The sequence below is a fragment of the Ruegeria sp. CF4 genome (assembly GCF_056537345.1).
In genome coordinates this window covers 36,496-59,981 of record NZ_JBQFRJ010000005.1, presented here as the reverse complement: position 1 = coordinate 59,981, position 23,486 = coordinate 36,496, and the positions used below count along the sequence as shown (strand labels likewise).

Sequence of the window (23,486 nt, the reverse complement as noted above, 5' to 3'; positions counted from 1 at the left end):
TGGAACTTAAAAACACCAGAATGGAAGCAAAAGGGAGGAAACCATGCATTCCATCTTCAAGCGCACCACGGCTGCGCTGGCCATGAGCGTCGCAATCGCGGCTCCGGCCGCTGCCGAGCTCTCGGGCGAGCTGCGCATTTTCCTCGACACATCGAACCCTGCGCCCCGCGCGACAATGGAAGCGATGATCGAGCGCTTTGCGGCAGAGCACCCCGGTCTGGAAATCGAAACCACGGTGATCGACCGCGAAGCCTATAAGACCCAAATCCGCAACTTCCTGACGGCGGACACGCCTGATGTCGCCACATGGTATGCTGCGAACCGGATGAAACCTTATGTGGAGGCGGGTCTTTTCGAAGATGTATCCGATCTCTGGGCCGAGCCTGAGATTGCAGACAACCTGGCCTCGACCAAAGGTGCGATGACCATCGACGGCAAACAGTGGGGCGTACCCTACACCTACTATCAGTGGGGCGTTTACTATCGTAAAGACATCTTCGATGAGCTGGGCCTGAGCGAGCCAACCACCTGGGAAGAAGAGCTGGCAAACTGCCAGAAGATCGTCGATTCGGGGCGCGCTTGCTACACCATCGGGACCAAGTTCCTGTGGACCGCTGGCGGCTGGTTCGACTATCTGAATATGCGCACCAACGGCTACGACTTCCACAACCAGCTCGCCAATGGCGAAATCAGCTGGGAGGATGATCGGGTCAAGCAGACCTTCGCCAACTGGAAGCAGCTGATCGATATGGGCGCGTTTATCGACAACCACCAGACATATAGCTGGCAAGAGGCCCTACCCTTCATGGTCAACGGCGAAGCCACGGCCTATCTGATGGGTAACTTCGCCGTGGCCCCGCTGCGCGAGGCTGGTCTGTCCGATGATCAGTTGGATTTCTACCAGTTCGTCGCCATCAACCCCGATGTAGAACTAGCCGAAGACGCGCCGACCGACACGTTCCACATCCCGGCCAATGCTTCCAACAAGGAAGCCGCGCGCGAGTTCTTGCGCTTTGTGGTTTCCGCGGATGAGCAATCCGAAATCAACAACGGCGCAAATCTCGGCCAGCTTCCGGTAAACGCGCAGTCTTCGGTGGATGACGATAAGTTCCTGCTGCAAGGTTTCGAGATGCTGTCGTCGAACAGCCCCGGCGGCGTTGCCCAGTTCTGGGATCGCGACGCGCCTGCTGAAATGGCCAAAGTGTCGATGGAAGGCTTTCAGGAATTCATGGTCAAGCCCGACAATGTTGACCGTATTCTGGCCAAGCTGGAACGTGCACGCGGGCGCATCTACGACAACTGATTTGGAATGTAGGCCGGGCTGAAGCCTGGCCTATGCCAAGCACAATCGTAGGGCGGGCTTCAGCCCGCCTTCACCCCACCAGACCCGAGAGTCCTCATGACAGCTGCAGTAGACGTCCCCGAACAGGAAAGCTGGTTCCACAGAAACCAACAACGCATCGCGCCGTGGCTGTTTCTGGCCCCCGGCCTGCTGTTCTTCATGGTCTATGTGATCATCCCGGTTTTCCAATCCTTCAACCTTTCTCTCTACGAATGGGACGGGCTGGGTGCGGCGGAATACGTTGGCTTTCGGAATTACGAGGACCTCTACTGGGAGTGGGTCGACCGGGACGCATTCTACATTTCGCTCAAGAACAACCTGATCTGGTTGATCCTGTACCTGGCGGCGATCCCAGCGGGTCTTTTCATCGCACTGTTTCTAAATCAGACAGTTTGGGGCATCCGCCTTTATAAATCGCTGTTTTTCTTCCCATTCGTTATTTCTCAAGTCGTCGTCGGCCTTGTGTTCACTTGGTTTTATGACCCGACCTTCGGGCTTTTGAACGAATTCCTCGGCTTGTTTGGCATGGGACCGTTGAACGTATTGGGCGACGAGCGCTTCGTGACTTACGGCATCATCTTTGCCGGCCTCTGGCCGCAGACAGCCTACTGCATGATCCTCTACCTCACCGGCCTCAACGCCGTGGATCCCGAACAGATCGAGGCCGGGCGTCTGGACGGTGCAAAAGGCTGGCGGATGCTCTGGCACATCATTCTGCCGCAGCTGCGCCCTGCCACCTTCATCGCCTTTGTCGTGACCATCATCGGCGCGCTGCGCAGCTTCGACCTAATCTCGATCATGACTCAGGGCGGTCCGTTCGGGTCGTCTCGCGTTCTGGCCTACTACATGTTCGAGGTCGCGCTGTCCGAATACGGCTTCCGCATGGGATATGGCGCGGCCATCGCCGTGATCCTGTTCCTGATCATGCTCTGCTTCATCGCCTATTTCCTGTGGTCGATGTATCGTGAAGAGAAGGGGCACTGAGATGTTTCCCAAACCCATCGAAAAACAACCCCGCGCGGCACAAATTACCTATCAGGCCATGCTACCTCTGGCCTTGCTGCTATGGCTCGGCCCCCTGCTGGCGGTTGCCCTGTTCTCAGTCAAACCGGCAGCAGACTTCACCAACGCGAATTACTGGGGCCTGCCGTCCAGCTTTGAGGGTGCAGTCAACTACGGGCAAGTCTTCTTCAACTCGGACATGCCGCGCTATCTGATGAACTCGTTTCTTATCACCGTTCCGACGGTGATTGGCGCGGTCGCACTCAGCTGCATGACCGGGTTCGCCTTGGGTATCTACAAATTCAGATCAAATCTCTGGATCTTCTTCATGTTCGTGGCAGGTAATTTTGTACCCTTCCAGATTCTCATGGTCCCGGTGCGCGACCTGACGCTGGAACTAGGTCTTTACAACACCAAAACCGGTCTGGTCTTGTTTCACATCGCGTTCCAGACCGGCTTCTGCACGCTCTTCATGCGCAACTTTATCCGCGCCCTGCCCTTTGAGCTGATTGAGGCGGCGCGAGTCGAGGGCATCAGCGAATGGCGTATCTTTTGGTACGTCGTCCTGCCGCTGATGAAACCGGCGATTGCAGCGCTCAGCGTGCTGATTTTCACCTTCATCTGGAACGATTATTTCTGGGCGGTTGTTCTGACCCAGGGCGCAGAAAGCCAGCCTGTTACGGCAGGGATCACCAGCTTCAATGCGCAATTCCGCGCCGCCTATCAATTGATGAGTGCCGGTTCTATCGTCGCGGCGCTGCCGCCGGTGGCCATGTTCTTCCTGATGCAGAAACACTTCATCGCGGGTTTGACCCTCGGTGCCGTAAAATAACGCCAAACCAAAGGTTTGCCCGATGACCAAGATCACCTTTATCGGAGCGGGGTCCACGATCTTCATGCAGAACATCGTGGGCGATGCCCTGCTGACCCCGGCATTGGCCGACAGCCATTTTGCGTTGATGGACATCGACCCTCAACGTCTGACCGAGAGCGAAACAGTAGCGCGCGCCATGATCCGCTCAGTCGGGACAGGCGCTACGGTATCGACCCATACCGACCGCCGCGCAGCGCTTGAAGGGGCCGATTTCGTCATAACCGCCTTCCAGATCGGAGGGTACAAACCTTGCACCGTCACGGATTTCGAAATCCCCAAACAGTACGGGCTGCGCCAAACCATCGCTGACACGCTTGGCGTCGGAGGCATAATGCGCGGGCTGCGTACGGTCCCGGTCCTGTGGGATGTGGCAAGAGATATGATGCAGCTCTGTCCCGACGCGACGCTGCTGCAATACGTCAATCCGATGGCGATCAACACCTGGGCGCTGGCCGAGCAATTCCCAACGCTTAAACATGTCGGGCTCTGCCATTCGGTCCAGAACACGGTCGAGGAACTGGCCCATGACCTCGACCTGCCCAAAGACGAGTTCCGCTATAAGGTCGCTGGCGTTAATCACGTCGCCTTCTTCCTGCGCCTCGAACATCAGGGTCGCGATCTCTACCCCGCCCTCCGCCAGGGCTATGCGCAGGGTGCACTGCCCAAACCCCCGTTGCTGATGCCACGTTGCCCGAACAAGGTGCGGTATGAGGTGATGGACCATCTGGGTTATTTCTGCACCGAAAGCTCGGAACATCTGGCCGAATATGTGCCGTGGTTCATCAAAGACGGGCGGCATGATCTGATCGAGCAATTCTCGATCCCGCTGGATGAATACCCTACCCGCTGCGTTGAGCAGGTTGCGAATTGGAAAGAACAGGCCAAAACCCTGACCGATGGCCGCGATATCCAAGTCACCCGCAGCCACGAATTCGCGGCTGATCTGATGAACGCTATCGTAACCGACACCCCCTACACGGCCTATGGCAACCTGCCCAACACCGGCCAAATCCCGCAACTGCCCCTTGGTGCTGCGGTCGAAACCCCTTGTCTGGTGGACAGCAATGGCGTGCAACCTTCCGTCGTCACTGACATTCCATCGCAACTGATCGCGCTCATGCGGACCCAGATCAACGTTCAGGAACTCACCGTCCGTGCGCTGGTTGAACAGAACTCCGAGCACATTTATCACGCTGCGATGATGGACCCGCACACAGCGGCCGAGCTGGACCTGCGCCAGATTCGCAATCTGGTAACAGATCTTCTGACTGCTCATTCAGACTGGCTGCCCGACTGGTGCCAGCCCGCCAAAGCCGCTTGAAGGGGCAATCAATGACCAAGAAACGCCGCTCGGAACACTGGTACGGGAAGCTCGACAAAGACGGGTTCATCCATCGGTCCTGGATGAAAAATCAGGGTTTTCCTGACCACGCATTTGACGGACGCCCAATTATCGGCATCTGCAACACATGGTCGGAACTGACACCCTGCAATTCGGGCCTGCGCGACCTGGCCGAAGGTGTCAAACGTGGCGTGTGGGAGGCCGGCGGCTTCCCCCTCGAATTCCCCGTTATGTCGCTGGGCGAAACCCAGATGAAACCCACGGCCATGCTGTTCCGAAACCTGCTGGCGATGGATGTCGAGGAATCGATCCGCGCCTATGGCATTGACGGCGTTGTCCTGCTGGGCGGATGTGACAAGACCACGCCGGGGCAGCTGATGGGTGCAGCCTCAGTCGATCTGCCCTCCATCGTAGTCAGCTCCGGCCCGATGCTGAATGGGAAATTCAAGGGCAAGGATATCGGCTCGGGCACGGATGTCTGGAAGTTCTCGGAAGAGGTCCGTGCAGGAGAGATGACCCTGCAGGATTTCATGAACGCCGAGTCGGGCATGTCGCGTAGCGCCGGGGTTTGCATGACCATGGGCACAGCTTCCACCATGGCCTCACTGGTCGAGGCAATGGGTATGAGCCTGCCCACCAATGCGGCCCTGCCCGCCGTCGATGCCCGCCGTATGGCGCTGGCGCATCTGACCGGCAAGCGGATTGTCGAGATGGTGGACGAAGACCTCAAACCTTCGGACATCCTGACCAAAGAGGCGTTCGAGAACGCCATTCTGACCAATGCTGCAGTCGGAGGCTCAACCAACGCGGTCGTGCATTTACTGGCGCTTGCAGGACGCGTCGGCGTTGACCTGACGCTCAAGGATTTCGAACTCGGAACCGAAATCCCGCTGCTGGTGAACTGCATGCCCTCAGGCAAGTACCTGATGGAAGATTTCTGCTATGCTGGTGGTGTGCCAGCCGTGTTGAACGAACTCAAATCCTTCTTACGCCCGGCCAAAACTGTCCTGAACAAGGATATATCGGCCCATTATGAAGGAGCCGAGTGCTATAACACCGATGTCATCCGCCCCTTCGCTGATCCGGTCAAACCCGCTGCTGGCCTGCGTGTTTTGCGCGGCAATCTTGCGCCCAACGGGGCCATCGTGAAACCATCGGCAGCCACTGACGCGCTGCTGGAAACCGAAGCAGAAGCTTACGTTTTTGAAAACATCGAAGACCTGAAGGCGAACATTGACCGCGACGACCTGCCAGTGACGGCTGAAACCATTCTGGTGCTCAAGGGCTGCGGGCCCAAGGGCTATCCCGGCATGCCCGAGGTTGGCAATATGCCGATCCCCGCCAAGCTGGTGAGGGAAGGTGTGCGCGACATGATCCGCATCTCGGATGCGCGCATGTCAGGCACTGCTTATGGAACCGTCATCCTGCATGTCAGCCCCGAGGCACAGGCAGGCGGCACATTGGCGCTGGTTAAAACCGGTGATCGCATCCGCGTGTCGGTCAGCAAGGGCGAGATGGAACTTCTGGTCGATGAGGCAGAACTGGACGCCCGCCGCGCCACCTGGCAACCGGACGATCCGCATTACACCCGCGGCTACGCGAAACTCTATATCGACCATGTGCTGCAAGCGGATCAGGGTGCCGACCTTGATTTCCTTGTTGGAAAAGACACCCGCCTTGTGACCAGAGAGAGCCATTGATGACCCAACCCGCCACTTTCCATGACCTGAACGGAGCGTCGGTTTACATTACCGGCGGCGGCTCTGGGCTTGGGGCCGCGCTGACGGACGGCTTCATGGCACAAGGTGCTCAGGTCGCCTTCATCGGCCGCTCTGACGCCAGTGCCTTTGTTGATGAAATGCGTGAAAAGCACGGGCGAGCACCTCTGTTCCTGCAGGGCGATATGACCGACACCGAGCTTTTGCACGCCACCATGCAACAAGCGGCTGAGGCGCATGGCCCGCTTGACGTGTTAGTCAACAATGCGGCCAACGATAAGCGCCACGGGCTTGAAGACACCACGCCCGAGTTCTGGGACTGGATGATCGAGGTCAATCTCAAGGCCTATTACTTTGCCTGTCAGGAAGCTGCGCGTCAGATGAAGGATAAAGGTGGGGCGATCGTCAATTTCAGCTCGATCAGCTATCTGATGGGCAATTCCGGTTATCCGATATACACGACTTCGAATGCGGGGATCACTGGCATGACCCGTTCATTGGCGCGCGAATTGGGGCCGCAGGACATCCGGGTCAATGCGCTGGCTCCGGGCTGGGTGCTGACCCAGAAGCAGCTGGATATGTGGGCAACGCCCGAAGATCTGGTCGCGCATCTGGAGCGGCAATGCCTGAAAGAACACCTCAAACCCGAAGATATGGTTGCGCCGACACTGTTTCTTGCGTCAAAGGCCAGCCATGCGATGACCGGCCAATGCATGGTGGTTGATGGCGGTGTGGTGACAACAGGATGATGAAATGAACACGGACTGGATCGCAGTTGATTGGGGAACATCCCGCCTGAGGGCTTGGGCCATGCAGGGTGACACTGTGCTGGAACACTCTCAGTCACAGGATGGCATGTCCAAAACAGCCGGCGGAGATTTTCAGGCCGCGCTAATGGCACTGATTGAGCCCTGGTTGCCCGCAGAAACCGTTGATGTCATCGCTTGCGGCATGGTCGGTGCGCGGCAAGGCTGGGTCGAAGCACCCTATGTCGCCGTCCCCTCGGCCCCTGTGCCGAATGCTCCGATCCGGGTCCCGGATACTGACCCACGTATCCGCGCATTTGTCGTGCCGGGTTTGAAGCAGTCCGATCCTGCCGACGTTATGCGTGGCGAAGAAACCCAGATCGCAGGTTATCTGGCAACGCGCCCGCACTGGGACGGCGTCATATGCCTGCCCGGCACGCATACCAAATGGGTGCAAATCAGCGCCGGAGAAGTCATCAGTTTCAGAACATTCATGACCGGCGAATTGTTCGATCTGCTACGCGGGCAATCGGTACTCCGACACTCGGTAGAGGACGGATGGGACGACGCAAGTTTCAGCGACGCGGTCACGGATGCGCTGTCCAAGCCGGAACAATTGGCCGTTCGGTTGTTTGGTTTGCGCGCCGCTGACCTGCTGCACGGTCAAAGCAAGTCCGTAGCCAATGCACGGTTGTCCGGCATGCTGATTGGGGCTGAGCTTGCCGCGACGCGGCCCTTTTGGCTGGGTCAGCAACTGGCAATCATCGGACCGGAAGGTCTGTCAAATGCCTATGCTGCAGCGCTCGGACAACAGGGCGCGATGATTGAGATCGTGGACGCCACAACTGCAACGCTTGCAGGTTTGTTGCAGGCTCGATCCCTGACGAAAGAAACCGCATGAGCCGCCCTGTCATTGCCATCCTGCGCGGATTGACCCCATCCGAGGCCGCCGCTGTCGGGCGCGCGCTGATCGACGCTGGAATTGATCGGATCGAAGTTCCACTAAACTCGCCCAACCCATTGGAGAGCATCGGGATTCTGGCACGCGAATTTGGCGATGATGCTCTGATCGGTGCAGGCACCGTTCTGACCCTGGATGAGGTCGACTCGGTGGCCAATGTTGGAGGCCGCTTGATTGTCTCGCCCAATTGTGACGTCGACGTCATCTCGCATACCCATAAGCTGGGTCTCGAAAGCTGGCCGGGCGTGTTTACTCCGTCCGAAGCATTCTCGGCACTCAAGGCGGGTGCGAGCGGGTTGAAGCTGTTTCCGGGATCCATGGCCGGACCCTCAGGGCTTGCCGCGATGCGGGCAATTCTTCCTGCCGGGACTCAGGTTTTTGCCGTCGGCGGCGCAGGGCCTGAAAACTTCAAGGAATGGATCGAGGCCAGCGCAGACGGGTTTGGCATCGGATCCGCGCTGTTCAAACCGGGCTTGCCTGTCGCGGACATCGCTGAACGAGCCCGCAAGATCGTTACAGCTTATGACGAGGCCATCGCATGAGTCAGATCTATGACGACCGCCCTTGCGAATTGGGCGAAGGACCGTTGTGGCATCCGGAACGGCAGCAATTGTTCTGGTTCGATATCATCGGCAAGCGCTTGATGTCGCGTGACGGAGACGCGGCACAGATCTGGCAGTTTGATGAGCATGTCTCGGCCGCAGGGTGGATCAATCACGACACTCTGCTGATCGCCTCAGAAACCGGGCTCTGGCGGTTTGGGTTGGAGACTGATGCGAAAGACCTCATCGTAGCGCTCGAGGCGGACAACGCAGTTACGCGCTCGAACGACGGTCGCGCAGACCCATTTGGTGGGTTCTGGATCGGCACCATGGGTAAACAGGCCGAGGCCGGTGCCGGATCGATCTACCGCTATTGGCAGGGAGAGCTGAGGCATTTGGTCGGGGATATCACCATCTCGAACGCTATCTGCTTTGCGCCTGATCGATCCTGTGCTTATTTCTGCGATACAGCGACCAAACAAGTCATGCGTTGGCAATTGAATGCGCAAACGGGATGGCCCGAGGGAGAGGCAGCCGTCTTCCTCGACCTCACCCAAGAAGGATTGAACCCGGACGGTGCGGTCGTCGACGCGCAAGGCAACATCTGGATCGCCCAATGGGGTGCCAGCCGGGTGGCCGCTTATGACGCAGATGCGCATTTTCTGCGTGCAGTCGATTTTGACGCCCGCCATACTTCCTGCCCCGCATTCGGAGGCAACGATTTGACGACCCTGTTCTGCACCACGGCCCGCCAGGGGCTGGATGCAGATACATTGAACTCAAACCCAACCAACGGCATGACCCTTTTTGCGCCAGACGTCGCGCATGGGCAGATGGAACACAGAGTCATCTTATGAAACCCGAACTTGGCGTATGCTATTACCCGGAACACTGGCCTGAAACGCAGTGGTCCGAAGACGCGGAACGTATGATCCATGCAGGTCTGAAATGGGTCCGTATCGGCGAATTCGCCTGGAGCCGGTTAGAGCCAATCCCCGGCGATCTGCAATTCGGCTGGCTCGACCGTGCCGTCGAGACGCTTGGTGCTGCGGGGTTGAAGGTGGTGATGGGCACGCCCACGGCAACACCACCCCGGTGGATGCTGGACAAGCATCCCGACATGCTGGCCGTTGACGCCAATGGTAACCCACGCAAGTTCGGGTCGCGCAGGCATTATTGCTTCAGCCATCTGGGCTATGTCGAAGAGAGCGTGCGCATTGCGCGGATCATGGGCGAGCGCTATGGGCGCAACCCTAATGTCGCCGCGTGGCAGATCGACAATGAATATGGTTGTCACGACACAACGCTCAGCTACAGCCCGGTTGCATTGCAGGCATTCCGGCTCTGGCTAAAGAACCGCTACGGAACCGTTCAAGCCCTGAACGAGGCGTGGGGCAATGTGTTCTGGTCGATGGAATACGGCAGTTTTGACCAGATCGACCTACCCAATCTGACCGTGACAGAACCCAACCCGGCGCATGTTCTGGCCTTCCGCAGATTCAGCTCGGATCAGGTTGTGGCCTTCAACAAAGCTCAGGTCGACGCGCTGCGCCCTCTGACAGATGCACCGCTGCTACATAATTATATGGGGCGTGTATTGGAATTCGATCACTTCGAGGTCGGCAAAGACCTCGACATCGCCACTTGGGACAGTTATCCGATCGGCTTTCTGTCGGACCGGCTTGAGGCTGATGACACACATAAGGCAGCGTTCCTGCAACAAGGCGATCCGGATATGCAGGCGTTTCACCACGACCTCTATCGCGCGGTTGGCCACGGGCGTTGGTGGGTGATGGAGCAACAGCCCGGTCCGGTGAACTGGGCACCTTACAACCCGGCCCCGCTGCCCGGCATGGTGCGGCTCTGGTCGTTGGAGGCTGTGGCGCATGGTGCTGAAGTTGTCAGCTATTTCCGCTGGCGCCAGGCCCCGTTCGGGCAAGAACAGATGCATGCAGGTCTTCTGAGCCCTTGGGGAGACGACGCCCCCGCTCTGGCCGAGGCGCGCCAGACAGCCGACGAATTGGCCGAGCTTGGAGAGATCAAGCCCGCACGTGCCAAGGTCGCTATCCTGTTCGACTATGCGTCGGATTGGGCGTGGCAGACGCAGCGTCAGGGGGCGGACTTTGGGTATTTCCGTTTGGTCTTCTCGGCCTATCGTGCGTTACGGCGGGCTGGGCTATCGGTAGATATTCTCTCTGCGGCCGATCTGCTTCCCGAGGGCTATGACCTGATCCTGGCACCGGGTCTCGCAAGTGTGGACGAGGATCTGCAAAAGTCGTTGTCCAAGGCCAAACTCGCGATCCTCGGACCGCGCACAGGCGCCATCACGCCCGAGTTTCGCATCCCCGACCACGGACGCCCCGGCCTGTCGGCGCTGGATTGCTCGGTCGATGTGATCGAGACATTGCCCCCCGGCACCGAACGCCCGGTAGAGGGCGGCGGCGCAATCATCCACTGGGCCGAACATCTGTCCGGCGACGCGCCCGACCTACTGAGCTTTGACAATGGCAACGCGGCACTGAAGGGAAATGATAGCCTGTGGTATCTGGGTGGTTTTCCGGATGAGCCTCTTTGGGACAGGATCATCGCCATGGCGGCGCAACAAACGGGCCTGCCCGTCGTTTCGATGCCAAACGGCTTGCGACGGCGCGAGACAGCCTCTTACGAGGTTCTGATCAATTACAACGCAGACCCGATCGTCTGGGGAGATACCCGGGTCAACGGTTGTGATGTCGTGTTCCGCACACGCGTGCAGCCATAATAATAAGGGTAGATAACGCTAACATAACCTGCTAGGTCGCAGAGCTAAGGTCACGCCCAGCAGGTTGCAACGATGAAATACACCCGTTCAAACTTTCCCGACGATTTCCTGTTTGGTGCGGTCGAGCCTGCCAAGATTGCGGGCGGGTTTGATAGTTATCGTTTGCACATCCACTGGGATCAGATCCTTCAGGATGGATGCAAATCGGTGCCCGAAGCTGTGGATCACCTTGCGCGACGAGTTGATCAAATACTGGAACTGGGATTGCGGCCCTGCGCGATACTTGACCATAAAACTCTGCCAGCTGCTCTGGTGGATCAAGGCGGATGGCGCAACCGGGATATCGCTGCGCGATTTGCCGATTTCGCCGAGATAATCGTAGCACGGATTGGTGAGCTTTTGTTCAGCATCGCAACCCGTGGTCCCCTGCCCGCCCAACAGAACGACAAACGCGGCACCGCGCGGAGCCTGCACCACCAGCTGCTGGCGCAAGGCATGGCCGTCCAAGCGATGCGCGGCTATGGCATGACGAATGTTGGTGCGGAGCTGAGTCACGGGCTAGAGGCCGTCATCGACAGGTCCTATCCAACATCTATACTGAAACCGTTAGGTGCCGATCTGCCCGAAAACTGGCAGCAGGACCTTGGCACAATTGCGGAGCCTGTCGACTGGTATGGCCTTTCGCTCGAGATCTTGCCAAAGCTCCTTGAGGTACAAGGCTACTCCAAGGACGTACCGCTCTTTGTCACGCTGGACGGCGGCACACTATCTAAATTGGAACTTGGGTTGGAAGCGGTTCAAGATGTGCTTCGGCAGAATGTACCTATACAGGGTGTTTTCCTGAAGTCGTCGAGTGCAGAGCTGCTGACATTTCTGTCCGATCAACCACACCCGGCGCCATGGGTCAAGCCAGAAAGCCATGTGCATGCGCATTGGAACCTTGTCGCGGATATCGGCGGCACCAACACCCGGTTGGGGGTCGTCACCAACGGAGAATTGACCGACCTGCGAAAATACCCGACCGGCACTCTGACCGATCTGCGCGATGCGCTGCACAGCTTGCGGGACGAGATCGGCACCGATCCGCGTGCCGTAGTAGCCGCAGGGGCCGGGCCGGTACGGAATGGCTCTATCCGCCTGACCAATGCCAATCTTGATCTATCCGAAGATGAACTCGCCCGTGCCACTGGCGCGCAACATACCTTCGTGATCAATGATTTCACCGCAGCTGCGTGGTCAGTCGCGAAGATTACCGAAGATCATGTTGAAGTGCTGCAAGGCGAAAGCGCCCCCCCGATTGGCACCCGTCTGGTTGTGGGACCCGGTACCGGGCTGGGCGTCGGTGCCCTGCTCTGGTCCGAAGGTCATTTCCATACAGCATCGGGTGAAGGCGGGCACATGGGTCTGTCACCCCGGCACCTCGATGAAGTTGAGGTCTTCGACGCCGCCCGACGCATAGCGCCCGAGTGTTTCTTCGACGATAGTCTGGTGATCGAAGCGGAGATGTTTCTGAGCGGAACAGGCTTGCCGATCCTGTATCAGGCTGTGGGGATGGCGAGCGGCCGGACTGAAACAGCAATACGATCCGCCAAGGATATCTTGCAGGACGCGCGGGATGGGAATGATCCCTGCGCCGTTAAGACCGCGCGTATGTTCACCGAACATCTCGGCGCGATCATGGGTGATCTGGCAATGGCCCTGGTTCCAACAGGCGGTGTTTTCTTGGTGGGTGGCGTCGCCGAAAAGAACCGCTGGCTTTTCGGTCAAGATTTCCTGAGGGCCTTCAATGCGGGCGGACGGTTCGATACGCTGCGTCAGGGAATGAACCTTTATGTCTCGGAACAAGATGAGTTCGGCATTGTTGGCGCTAACAATTTCTGCCAGAATGCGCTCGCGCGCTGAGCAAGGGAAGAGGACAGCGGAATGATCCTGTGCTGCGGAGAAGCCCTGATCGACATGATTGCCGCGCCCACTGTTTCGGGTGAACAGGGGTTTGTACCGCATTCCGGCGGGGCCATCTTCAACACGGCAATTGCACTGGGACGGTTGGGCGTTCAGACCGGGCTGTTGACCGGCCTCTCGACGGATATGTTCGGCGAGCAACTGACTGCCGCACTGCAGATCAGCCATGTCTCGACCAATCACATCATTCGCTCGGATCGCCCCACGACATTGGCCTTTGTGCAGCTGCAGGACGGCCACGCGAGCTATAGTTTTGTTGACGAAAACTCAGCCGGTCGGATGCTACGTCCCGACGACATGCCGGACCAGCTAACGGGGGTCTCAGCGCTGTATTTTGGAGGGATCAGCCTTGCCTGTGAACCCTGCGCTGATGCTTATGCCGCGCTTCTAGAGCGTCACGGCTCGGATCGCGCGGTGATGCTGGACCCAAACATCCGACCGGGATTCATCAAAGATCAGACGCGATACCGCACCCGTCTGAACCGGATGATCGCTCTGGCCGATATCGTCAAGGTTTCGGATGAAGACCTCGACTGGATCATCCCAGGCCCGGAAACTCATGCCGAGAAAATCCCGCTGCTGCTGCAAGCCGGACCGGCGGTTGTGATCGTCACCCGAGGCGGTGACGGCGCGACGGGTTATCTTGCCGACGGTTCCGAGGTCTCGGTCCCGGTGCAAAAGGTCGACGTCGTCGATACCGTTGGTGCCGGCGATACTTTCAACGCAGGCGTTCTCGCTCAGCTTGAGCAAACCGGCCACCTGAACAAACCGGCGCTACGGACCCTTTCGGCAGACAGCATGAAGGCCGCACTTGAACTGGGCGCGCAGGTAGCCGCTGTAACTGTCTCCCGCGCCGGGGCAAACCCGCCCTGGGCGCATGAACTTTGATAGGCATACGACCATGAAACGATCCGATATCAACAACATCAAGGCCGATGCACAACGCTTTATCCAGTCATTCGGGGCGGTGTTGCCACCTTTTTCCGATTGGTCACCCGATGAGATGCGCAGCGACAAGGCTGCAGGCATTCGCAACCGAGGGCTGGGCTGGGATATCACCGACTATGGACAAGGTCGGTTCGATGAGCTTGGGCTGTTCCTCTTCACCCTGCGCAACGGAGACGTAGACGACTTGAGCCAAGGGCGCGGCATGCTTTATGCCGAGAAACTTCTGATTTCGCGCGATAAACAACTGTCGCCCATGCACCGCCACATCCTGAAAGCCGAAGACATCATCAACCGTGGGGGCGGTGATCTCGTGATGGAGATCTACGCCTCAGATCCCGACGGTGGCATCGATCGTGAAACGCCTGTTGTTGTCCCGAGCGACGGTTGCCCGGTCATCATTCAGCCTGGAGAGCTATTGCGCCTGAAACCTGGTCAAAGCGTCACCCTGATGCCCGGCATCTGGCATGCGTTCTGGGCCGAACAGGGCGATTGCCTGATTGGTGAGGTCTCGACTGTCAACGACGATCGTACAGACAATGTGTTCGAAGATCCGATCCCGCGATTTGCGACCATTGAGGAAGACGCGACTCCGGATTTTCTGCTGGTATCCGATTACTGAACGACCCCCGAAATATTCGGGAGCCGTTTCTATGCCATGATCCGACAGATCAGCTGCGGCCTTTCCACGGCACCAGCCAGTTTTCAGCCTTGCGCATCAGGATATCGATGCCGTAGCCGATGATACCGATCATCACGATGCCCATGATCACGATGTCGGTCAGCTGGAATTTCGACGCGGCGATGATCATCATCCCGGCGCCTTTCTGGGCTGCCACCAGTTCAGCAGCAACAACCGTGCCCCAGCAAACGCCCATCGCGACCCGTGCGCCCGTGAATATCTCGGGCAGAGAGTTGGGTACGATCACATAACGCATGATCTGCCACTTAGAAGCGCCCAGCGAATAGGCGGCGTGGATTTTCGAGATGTTCACCCCGGAAACCCCTGCCCGCGCAGCGATGGTCATGATCCAAAGCGCCGCCAGGAACAGCAGAACGATCTTTCCTGTTTCCCAGATGCCGAACCAGATGATAACCAGCGGGATCAGCGCCAAAGGCGGAACCGGACGCATGAATTCGACGATCGGGTCGAACCAGCCGCGGAACCAGCCGGACAGGCCCATTGCATAGCCCAGCGGGATGCCCACCAGTGCACCTGCTACAAAGCCTGCGATCACGCGGAGCAGTGACCAGCCCAGGTGCTGCCACAGCGAGAAGTTCTGGTAGCCCTCGCTGGCAATTTCAAAGAAACGCGCAACGACGGTTTCCGGTGCAGGCAGCCAGATCGGGTTCATCTGCAGGCCCTGATCGGGCGTAAAGCTGATCGCGCCTTTCCCGGTCAGAGTAACAGTACCATCACCTGTATCCACCGCATCATCCGGGCCAATGGGCGTGCCATTGATGGCGATGATTTTCGCGCCATCCGCGCGTTTGGCGTCGTCGTTTTTGTCGAACAGAATGGTCGAAGACCGGCCCGCAGGTGCCGCAAAGGCATCATCCTTGGCAAAACCGCTTCCGGGCTCAACCTCGAACTTCTCAGCCTCTTCACCAAATGAGGGGACGCGGACAAAGACGGTCGCCTCGTCCGTGGTGCCATCCGCATTCTCCAAAGTGTAGGTGAATTGCGTTTCGCCTACAAAGGGGCCCGGCACATGGATCGGGAACAGTTTTGACCCCGTGAACGCGGCCCAGATCACAAAGATCACGAGGACCGAGATGATTGACGCCGCCCGATCTGCACGAACCGCGCTTTCATCGCCAAAAGTTACTGTTTTCAGGCTGGTGAAGTCCTGACGTGACTGCAATCCCCGACGCATCGCGTAGACGATGAAGAACGCGCCGCCAAACAGGCCAATATAAAACAGAAGTACAATCATGATGCCTGCTCCGTCCGACCCATAATTTCTTCTTCCATCTCCCAGATCATCGAGAGAATCTCATCGCGTTTTTCTGCGAACCCTTCGGATTTCTTCACGTCCCGCAGATCCGCGTTCACGCCGCGCTCGGCGAACGGCAGGTTGTATTCGCGGTGAATTCGTCCGGGTCTGGGCGCCATCACGATCAGACGCTCGCCCAGCAAAAGGGCCTCTTCGACCGAGTGGGTGATCAGAATGATCGTCTTGCCGGTTTCTTTCCAGAGTTTCAGAACAAGGCCCTGCATCTTTTCGCGCGTCAGCGCGTCCAGAGCGCCCAGAGGTTCGTCCATCAGGATAACGTCCGGCTCGTTGGCCAAACACCGCGCCAGCGCCACGCGCTGTTGCATACCGCCAGACAATTCGTAGACCGCCTTGTCCTTGAAATCCTGCAAACCCACGACTTCGAGCAGATGATCCGAGATCTGGTCGCGTTCGGCCTTAGGCATCCCTTTCATACGGGGACCGAAATCGACATTCTCGCGCACGTTCATCCATTCGAACAAGGCGCCTTTCTGGAAAACCATTCCACGTTCAGCGTCCGGTCCTTCGACGAGGTGACCGTTCAGTTCGATTTTACCCGATGTAGGGGCCAAAAATCCCGCGACGATATTGAGAAGCGTGGTCTTGCCGCAGCCCGATGGGCCAAGCACCGACATCAGCTCGCCTTCTTTCAGGCTGAGCGAAACATCCTGTAGTGCCTGTACCGATGAGCCGTTGGGTAGGTCGAAACGCATGGACAAATCGACAATGTCCAGTTCAGGCATCCTGTATCCTTCCTGCGTGCATATCTGTTGACCGGCCCTCTGTGGGGCCGGTCTTAAATGGCGACTTGTGAGTTTTAGTTACCTGCCGCCGCAAGTGGTGCTGCATTCACGGCACCATCATACGAGTCCAGCGCGGACTCGATGCTGCCTGCCGAAACGAAAACGTTGGCCACACCCTTCATGAAGTCCTGCGCGCCGCCGCCCAGCCATTTCTCGGACAACTGCTCTTCGACCGATGGGAAGGAGAAGGTGGCGATGGTTGCCTCGGCATCCGCCGGGTCCATACCAGCATCCTTGGCGATCACCGGCAGCATTTCGTCCTTGCTGTCACCTGCATTCCATTTCGCATTGGCGTCTGCGGTGACTTTCAGGAACTTGGACAGAAGCTCGGGCTCTTCCTCGATAAAGCCTGACGGGGCGCTGGTCACGTCGAAGACCAGGATGCCAAGCTCTTCTTTTTCAGCGCCGGTCAGCAGGATATTGCCATGTTCGACCATGCGACGCAGCGCGCCGCCCCAGCCGCAGACCATGTCCAGGTTGCCCTGCGCAAAGGCCGCCGCGCCATCCGCGGGTGCCATATCAACGATCTCCATCGAGCCAACATCCACGCCGAAATGACCCATCTGGGAGAGGAAACCGTAATGCGCCGCCGTACCGATCGGAACACCAACTTTCTTGCCGTTCAACTCGCCCGCGTTGCCTTTGTCGATCTCCAACGCTTCTGCAACGACGCAGTTGTCGTTGTCCGAATAGCTGACCGCGACATCGACGATCTGAATATCCTGTCCTGCCGATGTGGTGACCACGAAGGGCGGTACGCCCTGGCTGACCGCGATCTGTACGTCGCCCGACGCCATCGCTGCGGACATCGCCGTACCAGTGTCGAAGGACACCCAGTTGATCTTTACACCAAGCTCTTCTTCATAGGTTCCGTTGGCCTTGGCATATTGGAACGGCATCGGCCATTCCAGGAAATACGCAACCGTAATCTCATCCAGCGCCGCCGCTTGCGAAGCGGTTAGTGCAGCAATGCCGGCAAAGGTGGTTGTGAGCAGTTTTCTCTTGATCATTTTGACTACTTTCTCCCTGCTGGTTTCGTCAGCCCGATTATTGCGAAACTTCGACCTGCGAAACAGTGGGAAAACCATAGTCGCAGGCGGGCGGAATCGTGAAATAAAAATCTTGTTGCGGAAAAAGCGAAACTTTGTTTCGCTTTAGCCTAATCAGTCGCAGATCAGGAGCGCTTGGATGCCACAAAAATCACTCAGTCTCAGATGGCTGGAGGTGTTTCAACTTATTTCCAAGCTTGGATCAATCCAGAAGGTTTCGGCCGAAACCGGTTTGTCGATCAGCACCGTGTCGAACCATCTGCGCAGCTTAGAGAAGGCGCTGGATGTCGAACTGGTTGATCACAGCCGTCGCCCCATGGGTCTGACCCCTGCCGGAACCGTGTTCTCGCGCCATGTTCGGGAGGGGTTGATGGCCCTGAAACGTGGCGAGGCTGAACTACGCTCGGGTACTTGGCAACACGCAACTGATCTGCGGCTGGGTCTGATCGACGACTTCGACAGCCGGGTCGCACCCGAGCTTTTCCGGCATCTGTCAGCTTCGTTGCCGAGGTGCAGTTTCCGCCATTTCACTCGCCCCAGCCACGAAATCATAGACAAGTTGCAATCCCAGAAACTGGATGCAGGTGTGGCCACGCGCCCCTCAGGTCATGCTGAGGGGTTGATGGAATTTCCACTGCTCAGAGACCCGTTCATTGTGATTTTGCCACCCTCGTTCAAAGGCCCGGTTGAAGAGCTGCTTGATTCAGAGACCTCCTTGCCATTGTTGCGGTATTCTCGGGACCACACCATTGGAAAACTGATCGAAAGCCAGCTGACCCGCAGCAAGATCAGCCTGCCGAACCGGTTCGAGCTTGAGTGTAATCAGTCCATCATTGGGCTTGTCGCCGAAGGCAGTGGCTGGGCGGTCACGACCGCTGCTAGTTATTATCGCGCGCGCAGATTCCACGAGGACACGCGCGCCGTGCCCTTTCCCGGGAAAAGCTTCGCACGGACCGTGTCGCTGTTTACCACCAGCGTCTATCCACCAACCACAACACGATTGCTGCACAACACTTTGTATAATCTGATCCGCCAGCACGTAACCGAGCCAATGACGGCGAAGTTCTCGTGGCTGAAGAACGATTTTCGCACCCTCCCGATGACATCTGAATGAACGACCCTCAATCAATCGCGGAATATCGAAGTTATCTTCCGGGTTTTTCGAAACCGGAAACGCGATGCTTGACCGACGGGCGCTGTAAGCTCTGATAAACTTCGAACATGCGGCCCATAGTCTGGCTGCAGCCGAACCCGAAATCCAACCTATGACCCATTCGCCCGTTGACCCCACAACCGGCTCAGGGTTCAGATCAGGACAGCTTGATGCACCTTTCTCGTTTCCCACGCGTTTTTCTTGCCCATCTGCCGACTCCGCTGGAGCCGATGAAACGTCTTTCCGACGCATTGGGGGTCGAGATCTGGATCAAGCGCGACGACTGCACCGGGATGTCGACCGGGGGCAACAAGACCCGCAAGCTTGAATTCCTGTTTGGTGAGGCTCTGGAACAGGGCGCGGGTATGGTGATGACGCAGGGTGCAACCCAGTCCAACCATGCGCGCCAGACGGCAGCTTTTGCTGCCCGATTGGGTTTGAAATGTCATATCCTGCTGGAGGACCGCACCAGCTATAACAACGCCAATTACAACAATAACGGCAACGTGCTGCTGGATCATCTGCATGGTGCCACGACCGAGAAATTTCCCGGTGGCCACGATATGCCCGCCGAGATGGAGCGCGCCGCAGAAAAGAATCGCGCCGAGGGGCACAAGGTCTATGTGATCCCTGGCGGCGGTTCGAACCCGACGGGTGCACTGGGGTACGTCAATTGTGCGTTGGAAATGGTTAGTCAGGCCAATGATGCTGACTTGCAGATTGACCGCGTGGTGCATGCCACCGGCTCTTCTGGCACGCAGGCCGGACTGGTAACCGGGCTTTGCGCCATGAACACCGGCATCCCCGTGCTGGGCATCGGCACCCGTGCACCGCAACCCAAGCAAGAACATATGGTCTATGATCTGGCCTGCAAGACAGCTGAAAAACTGGGCTGCTCAGGCGTCGTGAGCCGCGAAGATGTGATGGCCAATACGGACTATGTGGGTGAAGGCTACGGTCTGCCGACCGAAAGCGGGATTGAGGCGATCCGGATGTTTGCGGAGCTTGAAGGTATTCTGCTGGACCCGGTCTATTCCGCCAAAGGTGCCGCAGGTTTGATCGATCTGGCCCGGAAGGGCACGTTCAAAGGCGAGCGTCTGGTGTTCCTCCATACCGGAGGTTCTGTTGGTCTGTTCGGTTATGATTTCGCTTTCGATCACTCGGATCGTTGGGTCAATCTGTAAATGCTGGCGAGTGTCTTCTACCAGGTTCCCGCATGACCCGCCGGGTCGTGGGCATATTGGGCGGCATGGGCCCCGAGGCGACAATCCTATTGCAACAACGCCTGCTGGGCACGGTGCAAGCGCAGGATGATGCGGATCATTTGCCCTTGCTGATCGACATGAACCCGCAGGTCCCCTCACGCATCGCCCATCTGATCGAAGGGACCGGCGCTGATCCCGGCCCGGTTCTGGCCAACATGGCGCGGGGGCTGGAACGATCGGGCGCGACGGCACTGGCCATGCCCTGCAATACCGCGCATCATTATGCGGGGCAGATCGAACAGGCGATCTCGATCCCATTTCTGCACATGGTCGATCTGTCGATTGAACAGGCGGCTCAGGCGCTGCCAGACGGCGGATGCCTCGGCATCCTGGCCTCGCCGGCGATGCGTAAAGCCGGAGTGTTCGACGCTTCATTGGAGCGGGTAGGTCTTTCGGCGCTCTGGCCGAAAAACGAAGACCAGATGCTGAATGCAATCCGGCAAATCAAGGCAGACGGGGCGATCCCGGCAACACACGAAACGCTCTCTGCCGCCACGGCAGACCTGACCGGGCATGGTGCCCAATTGCTGCTCGTGGCTTGTTCCGAGTTTTCGCTCCTCACGCGTACGCTTTCTTCGGAAGTGCCCGTCCTTGATACCGTCGACGTTCTGGCCAACGCCATTCACGCCCATTACCTGCCCAGTTGAGGTACCCTCATGGCCGTCACCTATCTGAAAACCGCCGAACCCCGCCCGGAAACAGAGAACACCGATATCCACGACATCGTGTCGATCATGCTGTCAAACATCGAACGCGAGGGTGAAGAGGCGGTGCGGCGCTATGCCGAAAAGCTCGACGGCTGGACCGGAGATTTCGTCCTGTCCGAGACGGCGCGCAAAGCTGCCTGCGACCGCGTACCCGATACGGTCAAAGAAGATATTCGCTTTGCCCACGCCAACATCCGTCGCTTTGCCGAGGCACAAATGACCACGGTACAAGAGTGCGAGATCGAGGTGATGCCGGGCCTGATCGCTGGGCAAAAGCAAATCCCGATCTCGAGCGCGGGCTGCTATGTGCCCGGTGGAAGATATAGCCATATTGCCAGCGCTCTGATGACCATCACAACGGCCAAGGTCGCCGGGGTGCCTCATATCACCGCGGTCTCTCCGCCCCGCCCCGAGGCGGGTATTCCCGATGCAATCGTCTATGCGATGGACCTCGCCGGGGCCGACCTGATCCTGAACCTTGGCGGCGTTCAGGGGATTGCCGCCATGGCGCATGGACTGTTCAGAGCGCGACCTGCGGACATTCTGGTCGGCCCCGGAAACGCCTATGTGGCCGAGGCGAAGCGGATGCTGTTCGGCAAGGTGGGTATCGATATGTTCGCCGGGCCTACGGATTCTCTGGTGATCGCGGATCACACCGCATCCGTCGAAACTGTTGCGTGGGATCTGGTTAGTCAAGCCGAGCATGGCATGGACAGCCCGGTCTGGCTCGTCAGCACCGACAAGGCGCTGGCACACGGGGTGATTGCGCGCGTGGATGCGTTGATCCACAGCCTGCCTGAATCCAATGCCTTAGCCGCGCGGTTGGCATGGCGGGATCGGGCCGAAGTGATCCTATGTGACACGCGAGAGGAGGCGGCCCGAGTGGCAGATGACTACGCGCCGGAACACCTGCAGGTCATGGCCGAGGATCTGGACTGGTGGCTGGATCAGCTGTCGGCCTATGGCTCGTTGTTTCTTGGGGCCGAGACGACCGTATCATTCGGCGATAAAACTTCGGGTCCGAACCACGTGCTGCCGACCAGCGGCGCCGCGCGCTATACCGGAGGCCTGTCCGTCCACAAATTTACCAAGACGGTGACGTGGCAACGTTGCACGCCTATGGCCTCGCACGAGCTGGCCCGACGCACTGCCCGGATCAGCCGAATGGAGGGTATGGAGGGCCATGCGCGCGCCGCTGAGATGCGTTTGTCCAAACACGAGGCCGTCACTCCTGTTACGACATAGGGGCAGTCGTCATGCGATCTGATTTGAGAAATTTTGATAGCAAGACTCTCATAGTTTGATCATAGTTAACCAAACTCCAACGAGACGACTCGGATGCCACGCCAGACTGCTCCCAAGGACCTCAGCCTCAAGTGGCTGGAATTGTTTCAGATCTGCGCGCAGAAAGGCTCGCTGCAGGCGGCAGCGAAGGAAACCGGACTGACCATCAGCACAATCTCGCACCACTTGCGCAATCTCGAGGATCATCTTGGCGTCGAGTTGTTCAATCATGCGCGCCGCCCAATGGTGCTGACGCCAAAGGGCCATGTCTTCCTGCGCAATATCGATGACGCGCTGCATCTGATCCGCAAGGCCAAGGCCGAAGCCTCGGCAGGCAGCATTGCCGAGGCCAGCTATCTGCGCTTTGGCACAATCGAGGATTTTGACAGCGACATTATTCCCGAGCTGGCCGTATACCTGTCGGCCAACATGCCCGCCTGCGATTTTCTATATCACACAGACTCCAGCCACGCGATCATCGAGATGTTGCGCGACCGGCAATTGGATGTGGGAATCTCAACCACACCCACCGAAAAGATGCGAGATCTTCGGGACCGCCCCCTTTTACGCGATCCGTTTGTCATCGTTCTGCCAAAGGTGAATGACGAGTCGTTGACCGATATCGTCGAAGGGCGCACGAAATTGCCGTTCCTGCGGTTTTCCAATTCGCTCATCATTGCGCGGCAGATTGAATCGCAATTGCGCCGGATGGGGTTTTCCCCGCCCCACAGGTTTGAGTGCAGCAACAATCAGACCCTGATGTCCATGGTTTCGGCCGGGGCCGGCTGGACCATCACGACACCACTCTTGTATTCGCGCGCCAAACGGTTTCAGCCAAAGCTGAAAATGCACCCCTTCCCGGGAAAGAGCTTTTCACGCACGCTTGCCCTGGTTGCGACACCGGATTGTTCCCGCTCGGTGATTGAGCTGGTCGACACCAAAACCCGCGCGCTGATCCGGGATCGCATCCTTGCGCCCCTTCATGCGGATAACCCTTGGCTCACTGATCGTTTCGATCTGGTTGAGTAATCCG

At 58.1% G+C, this 23,486-nt stretch carries 21 protein-coding genes; 18 read left to right on the top strand and 3 right to left on the bottom strand.

Features of this window, described 5'->3' with window-relative positions:
* The first annotated feature begins 43 nt into the window (after window positions 1–43).
* The 13 genes from ACR0NF_RS12660 to ACR0NF_RS12600 all read left to right on the top strand — a co-directional run bounded on the left by ACR0NF_RS12660 (window position 44) and on the right by ACR0NF_RS12600 (window position 14,817).
* Window positions 44–1,303, top strand: a complete 1,260-nt coding sequence (locus ACR0NF_RS12660) for an ABC transporter substrate-binding protein (protein WP_480472650.1) — start codon at window positions 44–46, stop codon at window positions 1,301–1,303.
* 96 nt (window positions 1,304–1,399) lie between these two features.
* Window positions 1,400–2,326: a carbohydrate ABC transporter permease gene (locus ACR0NF_RS12655; protein WP_480472648.1), complete on the top strand. Its 927-nt coding sequence runs from the start codon at window positions 1,400–1,402 to the stop codon at window positions 2,324–2,326.
* A 1-nt stretch (window position 2,327) separates the two neighbouring features.
* Window positions 2,328–3,176, top strand: a complete 849-nt coding sequence (locus ACR0NF_RS12650) for a carbohydrate ABC transporter permease (protein ID WP_480472646.1) — start codon at window positions 2,328–2,330, stop codon at window positions 3,174–3,176.
* 22 nt (window positions 3,177–3,198) lie between these two features.
* A complete protein-coding gene (melA, locus tag ACR0NF_RS12645; RefSeq protein WP_480658767.1) occupies window positions 3,199–4,539 on the top strand; it encodes an alpha-galactosidase in 1,341 nt (446 codons plus the stop codon).
* An 11-nt stretch (window positions 4,540–4,550) separates the two neighbouring features.
* Window positions 4,551–6,260, top strand: a complete 1,710-nt coding sequence (locus ACR0NF_RS12640) for an IlvD/Edd family dehydratase (RefSeq protein WP_480778349.1) — start codon at window positions 4,551–4,553, stop codon at window positions 6,258–6,260.
* A complete protein-coding gene (locus ACR0NF_RS12635) occupies window positions 6,260–7,027 on the top strand; it encodes an SDR family NAD(P)-dependent oxidoreductase (RefSeq protein WP_480658770.1) in 768 nt (255 codons plus the stop codon). Before ACR0NF_RS12640 ends, ACR0NF_RS12635 begins: the two co-directional genes overlap by 1 nt.
* Before the next feature lie 4 nt (window positions 7,028–7,031).
* Window positions 7,032–7,925, top strand: coding sequence for a 2-dehydro-3-deoxygalactonokinase (locus ACR0NF_RS12630; RefSeq protein WP_480778348.1), 894 nt, complete (start codon window positions 7,032–7,034; stop codon window positions 7,923–7,925).
* On the top strand, window positions 7,922–8,527 hold the full coding sequence (locus ACR0NF_RS12625; protein WP_480485011.1) for a 2-dehydro-3-deoxy-6-phosphogalactonate aldolase: 606 nt from the start codon (window positions 7,922–7,924) through the stop codon (window positions 8,525–8,527). Before ACR0NF_RS12630 ends, ACR0NF_RS12625 begins: the two co-directional genes overlap by 4 nt.
* Window positions 8,524–9,384 carry an SMP-30/gluconolactonase/LRE family protein gene (locus ACR0NF_RS12620; protein ID WP_480667385.1) on the top strand — a complete coding sequence of 287 codons (861 nt, stop codon included), beginning with the start codon at window positions 8,524–8,526 and terminating at the stop codon, window positions 9,382–9,384. The genes ACR0NF_RS12625 and ACR0NF_RS12620 overlap by 4 nt, the downstream gene beginning before the upstream one ends.
* Complete coding sequence (locus ACR0NF_RS12615) at window positions 9,381–11,288, top strand: beta-galactosidase (protein ID WP_480472632.1); 1,908 nt, start codon at window positions 9,381–9,383, stop codon at window positions 11,286–11,288. The genes ACR0NF_RS12620 and ACR0NF_RS12615 overlap by 4 nt, the downstream gene beginning before the upstream one ends.
* A 72-nt stretch (window positions 11,289–11,360) precedes the next feature.
* Window positions 11,361–13,190, top strand: coding sequence for a family 1 glycosylhydrolase (locus tag ACR0NF_RS12610; RefSeq protein WP_480667388.1), 1,830 nt, complete (start codon window positions 11,361–11,363; stop codon window positions 13,188–13,190).
* Window positions 13,191–13,211: 21 nt separating this feature from the next.
* Window positions 13,212–14,138: a carbohydrate kinase family protein gene (locus ACR0NF_RS12605; RefSeq protein ID WP_480472628.1), complete on the top strand. Its 927-nt coding sequence runs from the start codon at window positions 13,212–13,214 to the stop codon at window positions 14,136–14,138.
* Window positions 14,139–14,151: 13 nt separating this feature from the next.
* Window positions 14,152–14,817 carry a D-lyxose/D-mannose family sugar isomerase gene (locus tag ACR0NF_RS12600; RefSeq protein ID WP_480472626.1) on the top strand — a complete coding sequence of 222 codons (666 nt, stop codon included), beginning with the start codon at window positions 14,152–14,154 and terminating at the stop codon, window positions 14,815–14,817.
* Between the two features lie 49 nt (window positions 14,818–14,866).
* On the opposite strand, the gene ACR0NF_RS12595 is transcribed toward ACR0NF_RS12600, so the two are convergent.
* The 3 genes from ACR0NF_RS12595 to ACR0NF_RS12585 form a co-directional block, all read right to left on the bottom strand.
* A complete protein-coding gene (locus ACR0NF_RS12595) occupies window positions 14,867–16,132 on the bottom strand; it encodes an ABC transporter permease (protein ID WP_480658782.1) in 1,266 nt (421 codons plus the stop codon).
* The gene (locus ACR0NF_RS12590) at window positions 16,129–16,935 is read right to left on the bottom strand and encodes a taurine ABC transporter ATP-binding protein (protein ID WP_480472622.1); all 807 of its coding nucleotides are present in this window, start codon (window positions 16,933–16,935) and stop codon (window positions 16,129–16,131) included. The genes ACR0NF_RS12595 and ACR0NF_RS12590 overlap by 4 nt, the downstream gene beginning before the upstream one ends.
* 74 nt (window positions 16,936–17,009) lie before the next feature.
* Window positions 17,010–18,005 (bottom strand): taurine ABC transporter substrate-binding protein, encoded by a 996-nt coding sequence (locus tag ACR0NF_RS12585; RefSeq protein ID WP_480472620.1) that lies wholly within the window; start codon window positions 18,003–18,005, stop codon window positions 17,010–17,012.
* 214 nt (window positions 18,006–18,219) lie between these two features.
* Between ACR0NF_RS12585 and ACR0NF_RS12580 the strand changes: the two genes are divergently transcribed.
* The 5 genes from ACR0NF_RS12580 (at window position 18,220) to ACR0NF_RS12560 (ending at window position 23,482) form a co-directional block, all read left to right on the top strand.
* Entirely contained in the window at window positions 18,220–19,158 is a 939-nt protein-coding gene (locus ACR0NF_RS12580; RefSeq protein WP_480778347.1) for a LysR family transcriptional regulator, read from the top strand.
* Window positions 19,159–19,367: 209 nt separating this feature from the next.
* The gene (gene cuyA / locus ACR0NF_RS12575) at window positions 19,368–20,381 is read left to right on the top strand and encodes a D-cysteate sulfo-lyase (protein ID WP_480472616.1); all 1,014 of its coding nucleotides are present in this window, start codon (window positions 19,368–19,370) and stop codon (window positions 20,379–20,381) included.
* A 32-nt stretch (window positions 20,382–20,413) separates the two neighbouring features.
* Window positions 20,414–21,109 (top strand): cysteate racemase, encoded by a 696-nt coding sequence (cuyB, locus tag ACR0NF_RS12570; RefSeq protein WP_480472614.1) that lies wholly within the window; start codon window positions 20,414–20,416, stop codon window positions 21,107–21,109.
* Window positions 21,110–21,118: 9 nt separating this feature from the next.
* Window positions 21,119–22,414 (top strand): histidinol dehydrogenase, encoded by a 1,296-nt coding sequence (hisD, locus tag ACR0NF_RS12565; protein ID WP_480778346.1) that lies wholly within the window; start codon window positions 21,119–21,121, stop codon window positions 22,412–22,414.
* Between the two features lie 93 nt (window positions 22,415–22,507).
* Window positions 22,508–23,482, top strand: a complete 975-nt coding sequence (locus ACR0NF_RS12560; RefSeq protein ID WP_480472610.1) for a LysR family transcriptional regulator — start codon at window positions 22,508–22,510, stop codon at window positions 23,480–23,482.
* Window positions 23,483–23,486: the final 4 nt, after the last annotated feature.

What these genes read in the sequence shown, in the direction of transcription:
- ACR0NF_RS12660 (WP_480472650.1), top strand. Translation starts at nt 44, where the DNA reads ATGCATTCCATCTTCAAGCGCACCACGGCTGCGCTGGCCATGAGCGTC.
- ACR0NF_RS12655 (WP_480472648.1), top strand. Translation starts at nt 1,400, where the DNA reads ATGACAGCTGCAGTAGACGTCCCCGAACAGGAAAGCTGGTTCCACAGA.
- ACR0NF_RS12650 (WP_480472646.1), top strand. Translation starts at nt 2,328, where the DNA reads ATGTTTCCCAAACCCATCGAAAAACAACCCCGCGCGGCACAAATTACC.
- melA (WP_480658767.1), top strand. Translation starts at nt 3,199, where the DNA reads ATGACCAAGATCACCTTTATCGGAGCGGGGTCCACGATCTTCATGCAG.
- ACR0NF_RS12640 (WP_480778349.1), top strand. Translation starts at nt 4,551, where the DNA reads ATGACCAAGAAACGCCGCTCGGAACACTGGTACGGGAAGCTCGACAAA.
- ACR0NF_RS12635 (WP_480658770.1), top strand. Translation starts at nt 6,260, where the DNA reads ATGACCCAACCCGCCACTTTCCATGACCTGAACGGAGCGTCGGTTTAC.
- ACR0NF_RS12630 (WP_480778348.1), top strand. Translation starts at nt 7,032, where the DNA reads ATGAACACGGACTGGATCGCAGTTGATTGGGGAACATCCCGCCTGAGG.
- ACR0NF_RS12625 (WP_480485011.1), top strand. Translation starts at nt 7,922, where the DNA reads ATGAGCCGCCCTGTCATTGCCATCCTGCGCGGATTGACCCCATCCGAG.
- ACR0NF_RS12620 (WP_480667385.1), top strand. Translation starts at nt 8,524, where the DNA reads ATGAGTCAGATCTATGACGACCGCCCTTGCGAATTGGGCGAAGGACCG.
- ACR0NF_RS12615 (WP_480472632.1), top strand. Translation starts at nt 9,381, where the DNA reads ATGAAACCCGAACTTGGCGTATGCTATTACCCGGAACACTGGCCTGAA.
- ACR0NF_RS12610 (WP_480667388.1), top strand. Translation starts at nt 11,361, where the DNA reads ATGAAATACACCCGTTCAAACTTTCCCGACGATTTCCTGTTTGGTGCG.
- ACR0NF_RS12605 (WP_480472628.1), top strand. Translation starts at nt 13,212, where the DNA reads ATGATCCTGTGCTGCGGAGAAGCCCTGATCGACATGATTGCCGCGCCC.
- ACR0NF_RS12600 (WP_480472626.1), top strand. Translation starts at nt 14,152, where the DNA reads ATGAAACGATCCGATATCAACAACATCAAGGCCGATGCACAACGCTTT.
- ACR0NF_RS12595 (WP_480658782.1), bottom strand. Translation starts at nt 16,132, where the DNA reads ATGATTGTACTTCTGTTTTATATTGGCCTGTTTGGCGGCGCGTTCTTC.
- ACR0NF_RS12590 (WP_480472622.1), bottom strand. Translation starts at nt 16,935, where the DNA reads ATGCCTGAACTGGACATTGTCGATTTGTCCATGCGTTTCGACCTACCC.
- ACR0NF_RS12585 (WP_480472620.1), bottom strand. Translation starts at nt 18,005, where the DNA reads ATGATCAAGAGAAAACTGCTCACAACCACCTTTGCCGGCATTGCTGCA.
- cuyA (WP_480472616.1), top strand. Translation starts at nt 19,368, where the DNA reads ATGCACCTTTCTCGTTTCCCACGCGTTTTTCTTGCCCATCTGCCGACT.
- cuyB (WP_480472614.1), top strand. Translation starts at nt 20,414, where the DNA reads ATGACCCGCCGGGTCGTGGGCATATTGGGCGGCATGGGCCCCGAGGCG.
- hisD (WP_480778346.1), top strand. Translation starts at nt 21,119, where the DNA reads ATGGCCGTCACCTATCTGAAAACCGCCGAACCCCGCCCGGAAACAGAG.
- ACR0NF_RS12560 (WP_480472610.1), top strand. Translation starts at nt 22,508, where the DNA reads ATGCCACGCCAGACTGCTCCCAAGGACCTCAGCCTCAAGTGGCTGGAA.